This is a genomic window from Sphingobacterium puteale, assembly GCF_050986225.1.
GTDB classification, from domain to species: domain Bacteria; phylum Bacteroidota; class Bacteroidia; order Sphingobacteriales; family Sphingobacteriaceae; genus Sphingobacterium; species Sphingobacterium puteale.
Genome location: NZ_CP158959.1, coordinates 182,590 through 196,346, shown reverse-complemented (window position 1 = coordinate 196,346; position 13,757 = coordinate 182,590). Strand labels below are relative to the sequence as shown.

Annotated in this window: 14 protein-coding genes; all 14 read right to left on the bottom strand. The window is 33.8% G+C overall.

Features of this window, described 5'->3' with window-relative positions; genetic code table 11:
• Positions 1-3 precede the first annotated feature (3 nt).
• Positions 4-954: a glycosyltransferase family 2 protein gene (locus ABTV71_RS00840; protein ID WP_433901940.1), complete on the bottom strand. Its 951-nt coding sequence runs from the start codon at positions 952-954 to the stop codon at positions 4-6.
• Between the two features lie 6 nt (positions 955-960).
• Positions 961-2,067, bottom strand: coding sequence for a glycosyltransferase (locus tag ABTV71_RS00835; RefSeq protein WP_433901939.1), 1,107 nt, complete (start codon positions 2,065-2,067; stop codon positions 961-963).
• 6 nt (positions 2,068-2,073) lie between these two features.
• Positions 2,074-3,171 carry an EpsG family protein gene (locus tag ABTV71_RS00830; protein ID WP_433901938.1) on the bottom strand — a complete coding sequence of 366 codons (1,098 nt, stop codon included), beginning with the start codon at positions 3,169-3,171 and terminating at the stop codon, positions 2,074-2,076.
• A gap of 174 nt (positions 3,172-3,345) precedes the next feature.
• Complete coding sequence (locus ABTV71_RS00825) at positions 3,346-4,518, bottom strand: hypothetical protein (protein ID WP_433901937.1); 1,173 nt, start codon at positions 4,516-4,518, stop codon at positions 3,346-3,348.
• 34 nt (positions 4,519-4,552) lie between these two features.
• On the bottom strand, positions 4,553-5,839 hold the full coding sequence (locus tag ABTV71_RS00820; protein WP_433901936.1) for a lipopolysaccharide biosynthesis protein: 1,287 nt from the start codon (positions 5,837-5,839) through the stop codon (positions 4,553-4,555).
• A 7-nt stretch (positions 5,840-5,846) separates the two neighbouring features.
• Positions 5,847-6,389: an acyltransferase gene (locus ABTV71_RS00815; RefSeq protein WP_433901935.1), complete on the bottom strand. Its 543-nt coding sequence runs from the start codon at positions 6,387-6,389 to the stop codon at positions 5,847-5,849.
• 16 nt (positions 6,390-6,405) lie between these two features.
• Positions 6,406-7,149 (bottom strand): SDR family oxidoreductase, encoded by a 744-nt coding sequence (locus tag ABTV71_RS00810; protein WP_433901934.1) that lies wholly within the window; start codon positions 7,147-7,149, stop codon positions 6,406-6,408.
• Positions 7,134-8,042 (bottom strand): Gfo/Idh/MocA family protein, encoded by a 909-nt coding sequence (locus ABTV71_RS00805; RefSeq protein ID WP_433901933.1) that lies wholly within the window; start codon positions 8,040-8,042, stop codon positions 7,134-7,136. The genes ABTV71_RS00810 and ABTV71_RS00805 overlap by 16 nt, the downstream gene beginning before the upstream one ends.
• Entirely contained in the window at positions 8,039-8,773 is a 735-nt protein-coding gene (locus tag ABTV71_RS00800) for a cytidylyltransferase domain-containing protein (protein WP_433901932.1), read from the bottom strand. The genes ABTV71_RS00805 and ABTV71_RS00800 overlap by 4 nt, the downstream gene beginning before the upstream one ends.
• Positions 8,774-9,913: a sialidase family protein gene (locus ABTV71_RS00795; protein WP_433901931.1), complete on the bottom strand. Its 1,140-nt coding sequence runs from the start codon at positions 9,911-9,913 to the stop codon at positions 8,774-8,776.
• The gene (locus ABTV71_RS00790; RefSeq protein ID WP_433901930.1) at positions 9,914-10,963 is read right to left on the bottom strand and encodes a nucleotidyltransferase family protein; all 1,050 of its coding nucleotides are present in this window, start codon (positions 10,961-10,963) and stop codon (positions 9,914-9,916) included. It lies immediately after the preceding gene.
• A complete protein-coding gene (gene neuC, locus ABTV71_RS00785; RefSeq protein WP_433901929.1) occupies positions 10,963-12,126 on the bottom strand; it encodes a UDP-N-acetylglucosamine 2-epimerase in 1,164 nt (387 codons plus the stop codon). Before neuC ends, ABTV71_RS00790 begins: the two co-directional genes overlap by 1 nt.
• Positions 12,126-13,139 carry an N-acetylneuraminate synthase gene (neuB, locus tag ABTV71_RS00780; RefSeq protein WP_433901928.1) on the bottom strand — a complete coding sequence of 338 codons (1,014 nt, stop codon included), beginning with the start codon at positions 13,137-13,139 and terminating at the stop codon, positions 12,126-12,128. Before neuB ends, neuC begins: the two co-directional genes overlap by 1 nt.
• Positions 13,139-13,756 (bottom strand): acetyltransferase, encoded by a 618-nt coding sequence (locus ABTV71_RS00775; RefSeq protein WP_433901927.1) that lies wholly within the window; start codon positions 13,754-13,756, stop codon positions 13,139-13,141. Before ABTV71_RS00775 ends, neuB begins: the two co-directional genes overlap by 1 nt.
• Position 13,757 lies beyond the last annotated feature (1 nt).

Genomic DNA, 13,757 nt, shown 5'->3' with positions numbered 1-13,757 from the left:
TTTCTAATATTTTCTGAAAATATTTAATAAAAGTTTTAAACCAATTTTGTGCCACATTTTCAATAACAACACCAATAAGGACTGCTTATCTAAACTAATCTCAGTTTTATCATTTAAAATTGATCTATGAGTAAGCGCTTCTAACACAAACTCCGAATTCCCAGATTTTGATGCATGCCGGAGTAATGAGAAATATTCCACAGTGAAATATGTACTTAGGAGAGTCTTTAAATTAAAATCATGAATTCTTTTAAACAACCGTTTATAAACATCCATTGTTGTGAAACGTCTTTTATTAAAATTACTTTTCATAAATGAACCATCTCTCATCTGATAAACAAATAAAATATCGCTACTATAAAATATTTCATTAGCAAAGTACATACATAAAATTTGTACTTCTTGATCTTCGCCGGAGTAAGTATTCGAGTCGAAATGAATTTCATGCTTAGAAAATAAATCCCGCTTTACGACGAAAGAACACATACATTGCTTTACTCTCCTTCTTAAAAATAGCTCCAAGAATTTTTTGGCCTCAAATAACCTATTATTATATTGGGGAGAATTCAGCATCTTTTTTCGATCATGATAAGATAGTTCATAGCCAAAAGAATAAATGTCTATTTGAGTATTATTTCTTAAGGTCTCAGCTATTTTAGAGAAAGAATTTGGTAACAGCAAGTCGTCACCGTCTAAAAAATAGATAAAATCTCCACAAGAATTTGAAATACCTACATTTCTAGTATATGACACTCCACGATTTTCTATATTTCTTAAACAAATGATCTGATTATTGACATAAGAATTAATTATATCCCACGTATTATCAGTAGAGCAATCATCCACTAAAATTATCTCCAATTCGAAATTTCCTTTTTGACCGATTACACTGTCTATTGTGCTTTTTAAATATTTTCCGACATTAAAGCACGGGATTATTACTGAAAATTTCATCTAAAATTAGTCTTTAAGCCAAATTTGATCTAATAAATTTTTCCACATACCATTGATCCGCTCTTTAGTATAAAGTAATGCGGTCTTTTCAGCGCCTAGGGATTTCTTTGCTATTTGGTCTCGGTTTTTAATCATAAATTCAATTGCCTCGGAAAGTTTCTCTATATTTTCCGCAGGAACTAAAATCCCATTTTCATCATTAACGACTTCACTAGGTCCTGTAGGACAGTCAAAGGACACAATAGGAAGACCAAAGCCAACAGATTCCAACAAAACCATTGGCAGCCCCTCAAACCGCGAACTCATTACATAAAAAGTTGAATTAGCATAATATTCTTGAATTGTAGCTGAAGGCGGATGTAACTCAACAAAACTGAGATTATAGCGTTCTATAATATCTTCCATCATCTTTCTGTCACCATAATCTTCACCAACAATTATTACCTTCCAGTCATCAAAAATTTCACGGTCCAATTTTGATATCGCTTTTAACAGCAGGTCATATCCTTTTTGATAAGTAAATCGTCCTATGGACAAAATAACTTTTTTATCATATCCATTGTAAGATCGAGGAACAAACGGAATAGCATTTGGAATACATATACAAATATTAGGATTAAATTCATTTTGAAAAACCGCTCTATCTTTCTCAGTTAATGAAACAATATTTACATTAGAATAAAATTGCTTTCTTAGTAACCGAGAAAACTTTCCCGCCACATGATAGGAAAAATGCTCGCATGCTATAATTTTAATATTATTTCGATCCTTTGATGTAAAGTATGCTAATGCAGATAAGGTAGCATTAGAACATATAAGCGTATATTTATAAGACTTATCCAACCTTTTTAGATATGAGGATAATCTTCTATATACTTTCAAATAGTAAATAATAAGTGACAATTTACCCGATTTAATCGGCTTCAGCCCTAAGCTTTCAATCTTGATGGGTAACTTATCAATTTCGAATACCAAATTCTCAGATTTGGAATTTAAAAGTAATGTGACCTCGCTGTCAGGCATCTCGCCAAAAAATTCGGCTATATTATATAAGACCCGCTCTGTGCCAGCTGCACGATCAAATTCTTGGTGAAAAATTATAATTTTATTCATAAGTAACTAGAATAGCCAAGATTTATAAGGGACAAACAGGGTGGAGGAATTTTCAGCGCGCTCCTGAAAACTATCCATTGAAGTGATGTCTTTATAAATCGTAATACTGCTGATCAATGCTAACGCCACCCATGCAAGTGCACGCCCCTCTCGGAAGGCAAACACTATAAAAGGAAACATTATAGCATGCAGCAGCTTATTATACATATTTATCCGCCCTAAATCGCCAAACGAGAGAATCAGAACATACATAAGAAAAGAAAATAAATAAATATTGAATAAGATATTAAAGTTGTAGTAATCTTTAAACTTATCTCTATTAAAGTTCAAGAAAGACAATATGATTATCCATAAGAAGAAGATGGTAGATATAAGAGTATCTTCTTCATTATTTGCGAAACGATTAACCTTAGACTGATCTAAAAAAGGAAAAAACGAAAATACAAAAGAAGAAATCGCCTTCAACATGCCCGAAAAATAAATGACCAATACTCCACAAATAAGAACGAAACACCAACCTTTAGATATTTTCCAATTTCTCAAAAAAACAATCGGCAATAAAACAATAGCAGAATAATGAAATAACAGTGCTAAAATTATTAATATCAAAAATTTAAATCTCTTGCCTTCAATTATAAACTGTAATGCGTAAATAAAAATAGAACCTGCCATAAACTGCCTAATTGCTGACCATCCAGAAAAATAAGCAAATCCAATATATACCATTATTGCTACAAAAACATGAGGTGTATATTTGTGAACAGAGAAAATAAATAAAGCGCAAAAGGTGGCTGTAAAAAGCAAATGGAAAATTTCAAAAGATATACCTAACGTACTAAAAAGTGAAGTAATAATTATGTAAAGTGGTTCAAACTTTGACCGGGCCGTAAAAGCTTGAAAATTATCAGCTAAAGCATCTAATTTTGGCACATAACTATAGAAAACATTATAAACATAGTAGTCTGGTCCCATTTCCCTGGTTCCAATAAATAATGAGCACAAAACCCAAATAATAAATAAACAAAGTTTTCTATTATTAGATTCAGTAAAGTCCAAAATAGAAAACATTGCTATTGCCCAAAAGAACAAGAGATAAACGAACATAGTTTCTAATTTTTCAATTTAGATCAGTAGATCTATTTATTAATTTTTTTCTACCACAACAAACGATAGATTATTATACTTCTTACCACCCAACTCTTTCATAAGTTGATGCGTATTACTACTATACAAGATTTCTTTCTTTACTCCCAATTCTAAAAATATCGAATTACAATATTATTTATTAAATGACTCTTTTTTTATAAGCTGAACTAAGTTTTCTTGGATTATCTGAAAATTCGACCGAGAATCGTCAAGATTTTTCAAATAAACCTTTTTGAGAAATTCTTCATACTTATCGTTTTGAACAGCAGGTATATCAAAATCCAAATCTTTAGAATTTATATTTATCATTTCTGTCCCCAACTCCTTTTTGGCTTTTTCCATTCTATTGTAGTAAAATCGCATATCAGTTGTCTTCAACATTTCTTCAAAATATAAATACAAAATTGGCTTTTTCGCTAATAGTGCATAACTAATAGACAAGCTACCATGAGTTAAAATCAAATCAGCGCCTTTAACCAGCTCGCAGGTTTGATTCTTTATAGTCATCCTATTACCATATTCTCCATTATAATTAGCTTTCGGATGACTGGCAACAATAATTGGCTTTTTTAATTTCTCTTCTAATCTATCGAAAAAATATCTCATTTTTTCAAAATAAATATCCTTCGAAATTGTTAATATTCCAGCTCGTTGGAGATCTGGGTGATGAGAAAACATAATATCCAGGAAGACCACATAAGGCTCCTCACAGATTGCAGCTTTATCAATCAATATAGAATTGTTATACTCCTCTACATCAAAAAAATCCAATGAAACTATTTTTTTTGCCTCAACGCTTTTTTCACTTCCGGTCAAAAAAGCAATATCTGGAACTGAAAGATTTCTATACCTCTTTAATATTGTATTATTCAATTTATTAATGACTCGCTTGAAGTCAAAAATCTTAAGAAATTTATTATACATTGAGTCATGTACATCAAGATACATCGTAGGATTATGGTAATAATTAATACGCACCCACTTAATTTTTCTTTGATGGATGAGTTGATACAATTTCAACGTTTCCTTCTTCAAGTAAAATTCTAAAATTAATACTGTATTCTCGACATTTAAAACAGAAATAGAATCAATAATGTCTCTAAAATTCACAAGTTTTTTCACATAATCTGCCTCGACGCTCTCATTATATTTGATATGCTTAGAATACTTAAGTACTTTACTCACATCCCAATATTCCACAGCAATGCCACTAGACAAGAATTCGTCCACATAATAATGTCTCTGTTTCCTGTGAGAGAATGATTCATGATCTATTACAACCACTTTCCACTCAAAGTTTTTCATTTTCAACCTAATAAAAAATAAACATTCTATTTCTTCAAAACCGTTTTCTTAACATATTTAGCCAAGGCATCCGTAGTACTCTAGTAGCCGCTAGCATAACTAGGAAAAAATTTAGGACACTAACAATTACCGAAGAATATGCTGCGCCTAACGGCCCCATAGACTGAACTAATATATAACTTACTATTACCTGAAGTAAAGAACAGGAGATCGTAATGGACGCTAAAAGTTTAGTTCTTTGAGCAAAAAAAAGATAATTAACAAACAATAGATAAAAACCTTGAAAAACTTGGGAAATAATCGCCCACACGATAAAATCCTTTGCTTCGATATATTTATCCGAGAAAAAATTTTTGATAAGAAAGTCCGAAGCGAACGTAAAAAGAACCCCCATCAACACATAACCGATTATACAAAGATAAGTTAATTTTACGAGCTTAATTTTGTTCTTAAGCAATACATCTTGATTTTGCTCGCTTAGATTTTTATACAAATATGGAACAAAAGCATTGTTAAACGCCATAGTCACAAAAGCTATAAAAACACCAAATTGGAACCCTGTAGCATATAATCCCGTGTGATATTCACCAAAAAATTTTGTAATGATAACTCGGTCCGCACCAGATCTTAACCATATACTTAAAGCGTGGGGAATAAGCGGAATGCCAAAACTTAAAATTGCTTTGACTACAGATTTGTCAAGTTGAATTTGCACATAACTCCTCCTAAAAAGAAACCATAAACTAAAGATACCATATAAAATCGTCGAAATAATAATGCCATCTAGCCTACCAGCCCATCCTTTGTTAAAAGAAATCACTAGTACTAAGGATATCATCACATTTATTAATGTTTGTGATATTTCATAGGTTCCATATTGAATAGGTTTTTCCTCCAATCTCCAAAGAGCTAAATTTAGAGTGGTAATTACAGCAAATAAACTAGAAATAACTGACCAAAGCTGATACTCGATGCTAACTTTAAACCAGTTGTATATTACACTGCTAAAAAGGATTACGACCAAGCCTACGATAACAGTAGCACCTACAACTATTAACAAACCATTGAAAACAAATATTTTAATCTCCGACTTACTTAATGTATAATAACGAGCGCTTATTGCGCCGTCAAGCCCTATATTTACAAGTAGTGTAACAACAACAAATAATACATTATAATTTGCTACAATACCAAAATCCTGAGGTAACAGATAATAACTTAAAATCGGTAATATAAGAAACGGTACAGCTTTATTCACACCACTGCAGACCGTGTAAATCAGTGTTGATTTTAAAAGTTTGTTACTTGATAAAAATTTCATCGCACCTTTATTCTATATTCTTGATCACTTTGGCTGGCACTCCTGCAGCAACTGTGCGGTCAGGTATAGATTTCGTCACGACAGCGCCCGCTGCGATAACAGCATTTTCACCAATCGTAACGCCTGGCAGTAAGATTACATTTGCTCCAAGCCATGCTCCTTTCTTAATTACCACGGGCAATGATAAATCATGTCCTTGATCGATGACCGGAATATTTGGGTTTGAAAAAGTATGATTAGATACATAAATATGACAGCCTGATCCAAGCATAGCATAGTCTTCAATTTTAATCGATATGTCCAAGTTTGAAGAAGCACCATGAATCATCGATCCCGGCCTAATTATAACTCTCTCTCCCAAATATATTTTGGAACATCCAACAATATATGCTCCCGGTCTAACTTCGGCTCCTTTTCCAAAATAATTGAACTTCTTCAGACAAAGCTTTCTCATTAAAGTCTTAAAGAAAAGCCGCCAGTACGTTGAAGCCATATCGGGACCAATTCGATCAGCGTTGTTCCAAAATTTAATAGTTCTTATCAATTCCATCGTCCAAAATTTAATTCTATATTGCTGTCCAACCTCCGTCAACCATCAAATTGTGTCCAGTGATAAATGAAGCCTCATTTGACAAAAGAAATATAACCGCTGGTGCAATTTCATCTGCCCGTCCCATCCGCTTCAGCGGTGACTTTTCTTCATACCTTTCAATAAAAGAAGGGTGTTGAACATCTTTTATTCCTCCTGGTGACACACAGTTTACTCTTACATTATGTTTGCCAAAATAAGATGCCAAATATCTAGAAAAATTGATTATTCCTCCTTTTATAGCGCTGTAAGCTGCAGGCGAAGTTCCTCCGTACCCTTCATAGATCGTAAAATCATTGCCCACAACTCCATAAATGGAACCAATGTTGACAATAGAGCCGCTGGATTGCCTCTTCATTATCGCCAAGATTTTTTGACATATATAAAAAACAGCGTTAAGTTGCATATCAACATTTTTTTGCCATGATTGAAATTTGATCTCTTCAAACTTGGCGGACCAATCATTTGTCCTTGGATAAGCGTTATTCACTAAACCATCTATTCGTCCAAAATAACTAACAACATCATCGATCATCTGATCTACTTCATCAGCTTTAGTCAAATCACAATTATATCTTCCTTTTTCAAGAGAAGTTTCTTGGTTTATATCAACGTTTATTACTTTAGCACCTTCGTTTTTACAATAATCAACTATAGGCTTGCCAATTAAGCCAGATCCTCCAGTTACAATAATAATCTGCCCTATTAATCTTCCAGACATAATTTCAAAATTTTATATGCTTCATTTATATTATTAAAATCTATATTATTTCCATTCTTAACTTTATCAATAAAGAATCTCATCTGTTCTATATACGTGTCTCTAATAAGTTGAGGAGAATCGAAGACAATCTTACCGTTCAGCGAAACGGAATTTTTTAATAGATCAACTAGAATCGTATCATCTGCACAAATAACTTCTATGGATCTTTTAGCATCTCTTCTATAGTAATTTAAAATGACATTTGCAGCAAACTTTTCGTAGATAAATAGGTAATTAGCATAATCATAAGCACTTATATTAAGAGATGAATTTGACAGAAATGTTTTCCGGTCTTCAAGAGGAAACCCAAATAACCAAACAAGATAATCTACTTCATGTATCAAATCAATATGCACTCCTCCCCCTTGCTCTTTATTGGCACTATATACTGATCTAAAGTCTATATTTGGTCTCCAATCAGGGAGAAAAGATCCACAATAAACGTTTACTTCATTAATTATTCGTTCATTAAGGAATTGTTTTAGGAATTTTAAAGAATCCAAAAACCTTAAATTGCAAGCAACATATGTTTCTATTTTTTCTCTATTAATCTCCCTAATAAGGTCTAAATATCCAAGTCTTTCAAATAAAGGCTTCTCAATAAATAAGGGCACTCTCAATATTTTAAGCTGCCTAATCGTATCCGCATGATTGGCTGTCGGATTGGAAACAATAGCAAAATCAAAGCTAACAGAATTATCTTCCAAAGAATATATGTTGTTAATATTTTCAACAGAATCATTCAACCGGCTTCGCCTAAATGCATAGAGTTCAATTCCTGAATCCAATTCTCTTATAGCTGAAATATGCTTTTGGGCTATCGAACCTAAACCAACAATTAGTACTTTCATGATTCGTTTTTAGGAAAAAATGATAATTTATTGTTTTTTATTAAAAAATCCATAAATTCAAAATCAATTGGATGATCTAAATCAAAGCAAACGTGTTCCATCAAAAATATTAATGAACGGTTCGTAATAACGCCATTCGAATTCGAATCAAAAAACTCCCTACGATAAAAGTAGAATGACGCATTGAGCTCATAAACTGCTGGAGCGGTTTGTCTGGATAGAGCACTAACATCTAATTTTTTGGATAATTCATAAAAACCGCTAGGGCTCTTTTCCACCATGTTAAAATATGGATTCCGACTCGCATTATTTACTGAGAAAAGAGTCAGAGCATCGGGGTTTTTTTCCATTAGCTCGAAAGATTTTAAAACATCCTCACTTGTTCTGAGTGGAGAAGTTATATCTAAATCCAATACATAATCAAATCTAACGTTATATTTATTCTCAGCGTAATTCAAAAGATCTCTAATAGCGTCAACTTTACCCGCCGAGTCTGTAGCTAAAAACACTGGGCGATTATACATAGACTTCAATCCACAACTTTCGGCAACCCTTTTAATATCAAAGTCGTCTGTCGACAGTTCAATAAATGTATTAAACTCTCCCTCGAGAGATTTAGCAAATTGGATACTATGATGAATCAGCGGCTTTCCATCTAACAATTTAATATTTTTTCCGGGAATCCCTTTCGACCCCCCCCTTGCACAAAGACTTATCAATATGTTTTTCATCTATTTTAAATAATTAAGGTTAATTTTGGCAATTTTTATAGAAAAATTATAACTAACATTGTTACGTTCATTGTAACTTATATATGCAAATTGCTTATCAAAACTTATTGCAGCATAGGTATGGTCTTTAGCAAAATTATTAAAAGATTCAATTTCACAAATTCTTTTCCAATTTCTACCTTTGTCGCTACTTATTGCCAGCGAAAAGGGACTTCTGTTAAGTCCGTGAGTTGCGTAATTAACATTATTATTGTTCCAGACCATTACTAGCTTATTTGTCCCTGGAATTTGACGAATAGTTTGCGGAGAGGACGGAGAAATAAAATTACTTTCTTCAAATTGCCAGTTTTTCCCTAAATCATAGCTTCTTGCAAATAATATAGCGCCCAAATTCGTCCTTATATTCATTAACAATTCATTTGGGCCTACAGCGGTAATTCCAGGTTCAATAAGATCTTTATCGTCCAAGCGGATCAAATTAGATTTCTGCCAAGTTTTGCCATTGTCGTTTGTAAAATAGTGAAATGAAGCTAACTTTCCACCATTTGCGACACAAACAGGTAAATAAACTGTTTTTCCGACCTTAACCAATCTAGCATTATTAATAATCTGATATCCTTGATTTTCACCATAGATAACTTTAGGTGCAGACCAAGTACGTCCTGTATCAAATGACTCCTCCATCACTAAATCAATTCGTTGCGTGCTATATTTTACCAAATATACAAGCAATAAATGATTAGAATCGACGCTTATTAAAGACGGCATAGACAAATTAATTGCGCCTGGAAAATCAGCACTTATATCCCCTTCCTTTTTCCAAGACTTACCGAAGTTTGCGCTTGAATACTTTACCACTGACCCCGCAGCAAAATCCTCAATATTTTTTGGGCTAACCATCGTTACCAACATTAAAGTTGAGTCTTTAATATTTAAAATATCACTATAAGCAAAATTGTCTGTTACCACGCCATTATCAGGCCGCAAATAGGACTTCTCGATTTTCACATCAAACATACTATCTTTCAGAAATATTACCTTCCCGACATTTTTGATGTCCTTTTGTATTGAGTTTTCGGGATCCTTTGCACATGAAAACACTATAATTGGAAAAAAAAGTATTAATAAATAATTTTTCATCTACAGTTTTATATGTTTAATATCCTCTTGTGCTTTTTTAAAATCTTCATGTTTACCTATATCTAGCCAGTATCCATTAATTGGATAGGTAATGAGTTTTAAATTCATCTCAATGATTTTGTCCATCAAATCTGTAATGTCAAAAAACTGATTTTTTGGAATCATTTTTAAAAGATCTTTCTTTAAGATATAAATTCCCGCATTGGAATAATAGGTATATCTAGGTTTTTCCTTCAAGGATTTTACAGTATTTGACTCATTAACCTCCAAAACGGCATAAGGGACATCGACATGATACGATGTCGCTGCGACGGCCATATCAGCATCTGAATCTTTGTAAGTCTTAAAAAAGTCAGCATAGTCAATATTAGTCAAAAGATCACTATTCATAATAATAATGTCATCATGCTCAAAATGCTCCACTAAAAGTACAGATCCAACAGTACCCAAAGGCTTGTCTTCCTTAACATATTGTATGTTTAAATTTCGATCAGAACCATCGCCGAAATACTCAATAAGCTGATCTCCCAAATAGTTAATGCTTAAATTCACATTTTTAATCCCTACCCTTTGCAGACGATCAATATTATATTCAATAATTGGTTTCTCCCCCACTTTCAAAAGAGGTTTTGGTGTGGTTTCCGTTAAGGGACGCAACCTCTTCCCCTCCCCTCCTGCCATTAAAACGGCATCCACAGGAATAAGCGTTGTACGTGTCCTAAAGTTTAGGATATCGACAATTATATGCTGGTCATTTAGAATGGGTACGACCTTAAAATGATTCGCTTTGAAAATGGCCAGTTTATCCAAACTATATTCTTTCTCGAGTATATATTTGGGAGATGGCTGTAAAAAATCGGTCAACATATTATCAAACCCCAACCCTTTAATAAACCCTCTCCTCAAATCACCATCAGTTAATGACCCAAGTAATTTATTATCACCATCAACCACAAATAATATAGCATCCGAAGCCAATTTATCCAGTTTAACCAAAGCCTCGCGAACAGACGCAGACTTGTAAATTGTATGGTTTTCAACAATATTCATTAGTTATATTTTATATTATAAAATGTTTTTGCTGTCAATTGATCGAAGTCTAGATTTGACAGAATCTGCAAAATCTTTTCAGTCGTTCCCCCATTACCATATGGATTTACTAACCCGATTAATTTTTCCCTGAAACGGGCTTCCTTAATAATCCGAAAACTTTTTAATATTTCCTCTTTTTCTACAGGGCAATTTAAAATACTCTCCGCTTGCGTTCTCCCCCGTTGACGATCGCCGATATTAATCGTAGGTGTATTTAAAGAAGGTGCTTCAATAATCCCACTTGAGCTATTTCCTACAATTGCATCGCATACATTGACTACTGATAGAAATCGTAAGCTCCCAAGCGAGTTATACGCAGAAGCTTTATGTCCATTGTTAGCTACAAATTGATCAATCAATTGATTAATGATACGACCATCAGTATCCGCATTGGATTTAGTAAAAATAAAGTAACTATCTTCTTGTTCGTCAATTGCACTTAGTAACAACTCAAATTGCTCTTTGGACGATATATGGGATAATGTCTCTGGATGAAAGGTAACTTGATAGTTATATCTCTTAAAACGTATTCCTAAATCTTTCTCTAGTTGTTCTTTTGAGAGAAGGTCCATCGTAGTGATATTATCAAGACCGATAGCACCAACGTTGTAAACCTTATTGGGCTGTTCACCCATTTGAATAACTCTTCTTCGATACTCCTCTGTCGAAGTAAAATGTAATTTACTAAGCTTGCTGATTGCATGACGAATAGCGTCATCATAAGCCCCTTCGGTGATTTCGCCACCATGCAGATGAATGACAGGGATATTAAAAATAGCTGCCGCTGATGCTATTGAAAGCATTTCATACCGATCCCCTAAAATTACAATAGCAGCAGGAGACAATCTGGAAAATGTCTCTGCGTACCCGATCATACCTACCCCCATAGACTTCACAATCCCAGTGGCTGTATCGGATGATAGTAACATTTCCACTTTTTCGTCGATATGGAAGCCATCCTGTTCAAGAAACTGATAGGTCAATCCGAATTCGGGAGATAAATGAGCACCTGTGACCACAATTTGTAGTTCGAACTGATCACTTTCTTGTAATTTATGCATTAACGGCTTTAGTAGACCATATTCTGCCCTTGTTGCAGTTACAATACATATTTTTTTCATTACAGACAAATTAGATCATCCTCTTCAAAATCTTGTCCCGCAATCTTTCCAACAACTTCATCCCAACACATTGGCGAAATACCGGCCCCAGGCCGTTTCACGGTGAGATTCGACTCTGTAAAAACCTCTCCTTTTTTTATTGCGGCTTTTGCCACAATACTCTTTCGCGCAATTGCTATATTTTTCTTCTCAGATTCACTTGGTTCTTTCAACCCAGAACCAGAAATAGCTTGCTCTATATTCCTTATTGCAGTTACCATAGCTTTCAATTCATCTGGCTCTAACGAAGCAGCATGGTCAGGACCTTCCATTTGCTTGTCTAAAGTAAAATGCTTCTCTATAACACGAGCCCCCAACGCAACTGCTGCAATCGGCACCTCTATACCGAGTGTATGGTCAGAATAGCCTATTTCGGTATGGAACGTTTCTGCAATATTCAACATCGCCTTCATGTTAACATCCTGCATTGGAGTGGGGTATTCTGTATTACAATGTAAAATTGTAATATTATCTTTATTAATACCCTCTTTTGAAAAAACATCAACAGCTAAACGAATATCTTCCAGTGTACTCATTCCAGTAGATAGAACTACTCTGTCAAACAACATTGCAGCTTTACGGAGATAAGGTAAATTTGTAATTTCCCCTGATGGTACTTTCACTAAAGTCAAGCCGATGTCTTTTAAATATTGTAAAGAGTCTAGATCAAATGCGGTAGAAAAGAAATTTATATTTTTTTGATTACAATATTGAATCAACTTTTCATGGTCATCATGTGAAAGTTCAAGTTTTTTCAACATATCCAACTGTGAATCTTTGTTATTCTTCGTATTCTGTATCTGATAATCCGCTTTTTTTGCTGACTTCGCGACTAACTTATCAGCTTTAAAGGTTTGAAATTTCACATAGTCAACACCTGCATCGACAGCTGCGTCAACTAACCTGAAAGCATTTTCTAAACTTCCATTGTGATTAACCCCCGCTTCGGCAATAATTATAACTTTATTCTTCATTATCTAATTTTTTTTGCAGGATTCCCAACCCAAACTTCGCCAGTTGGTACGTCATTCAAAACGACACTTCCTGCACCAATTATTACATTGTCCCCGATGGTTACCCCTTGTTTAACAACAGCGTTAGCTCCAACAAATGTCTTCCGTCCAATAATCACCTGTCCAGCCAAAACAGAACCTGGCGCCAAATGAGCGTAATCTGCTATCTGGCATTCATGCTCTATTATCGCTCCTGAATTCACAATACAACAATTTCCAATTTGTGCAAATACATTTATAATAGAGCGTGGTCCAACATAATTTCCACTACCTAATTTCACGAAATTTGCAATAGCGGAAGTAGGATGAATAACATTTATTATTTTCTTTCCATTGGATTCAATTCTAAACGAAATATTTTCCCGAATACCATTATCTCCAATTCCCAAAACATAGTCATCGGCAAGGTTCCAGTCAAAAATTTCATTCGATTCATTTCCAATATATTGCAAACTAAAAGGATTTTCTCGTTTTTCAGACAAGTCACTATAAAATTGAACATTTAGACCATTTTTTAAACATGCATCCAATACAACATAGGAATGTCCGGAATATCCGATAATTGCGATTTTACCCATT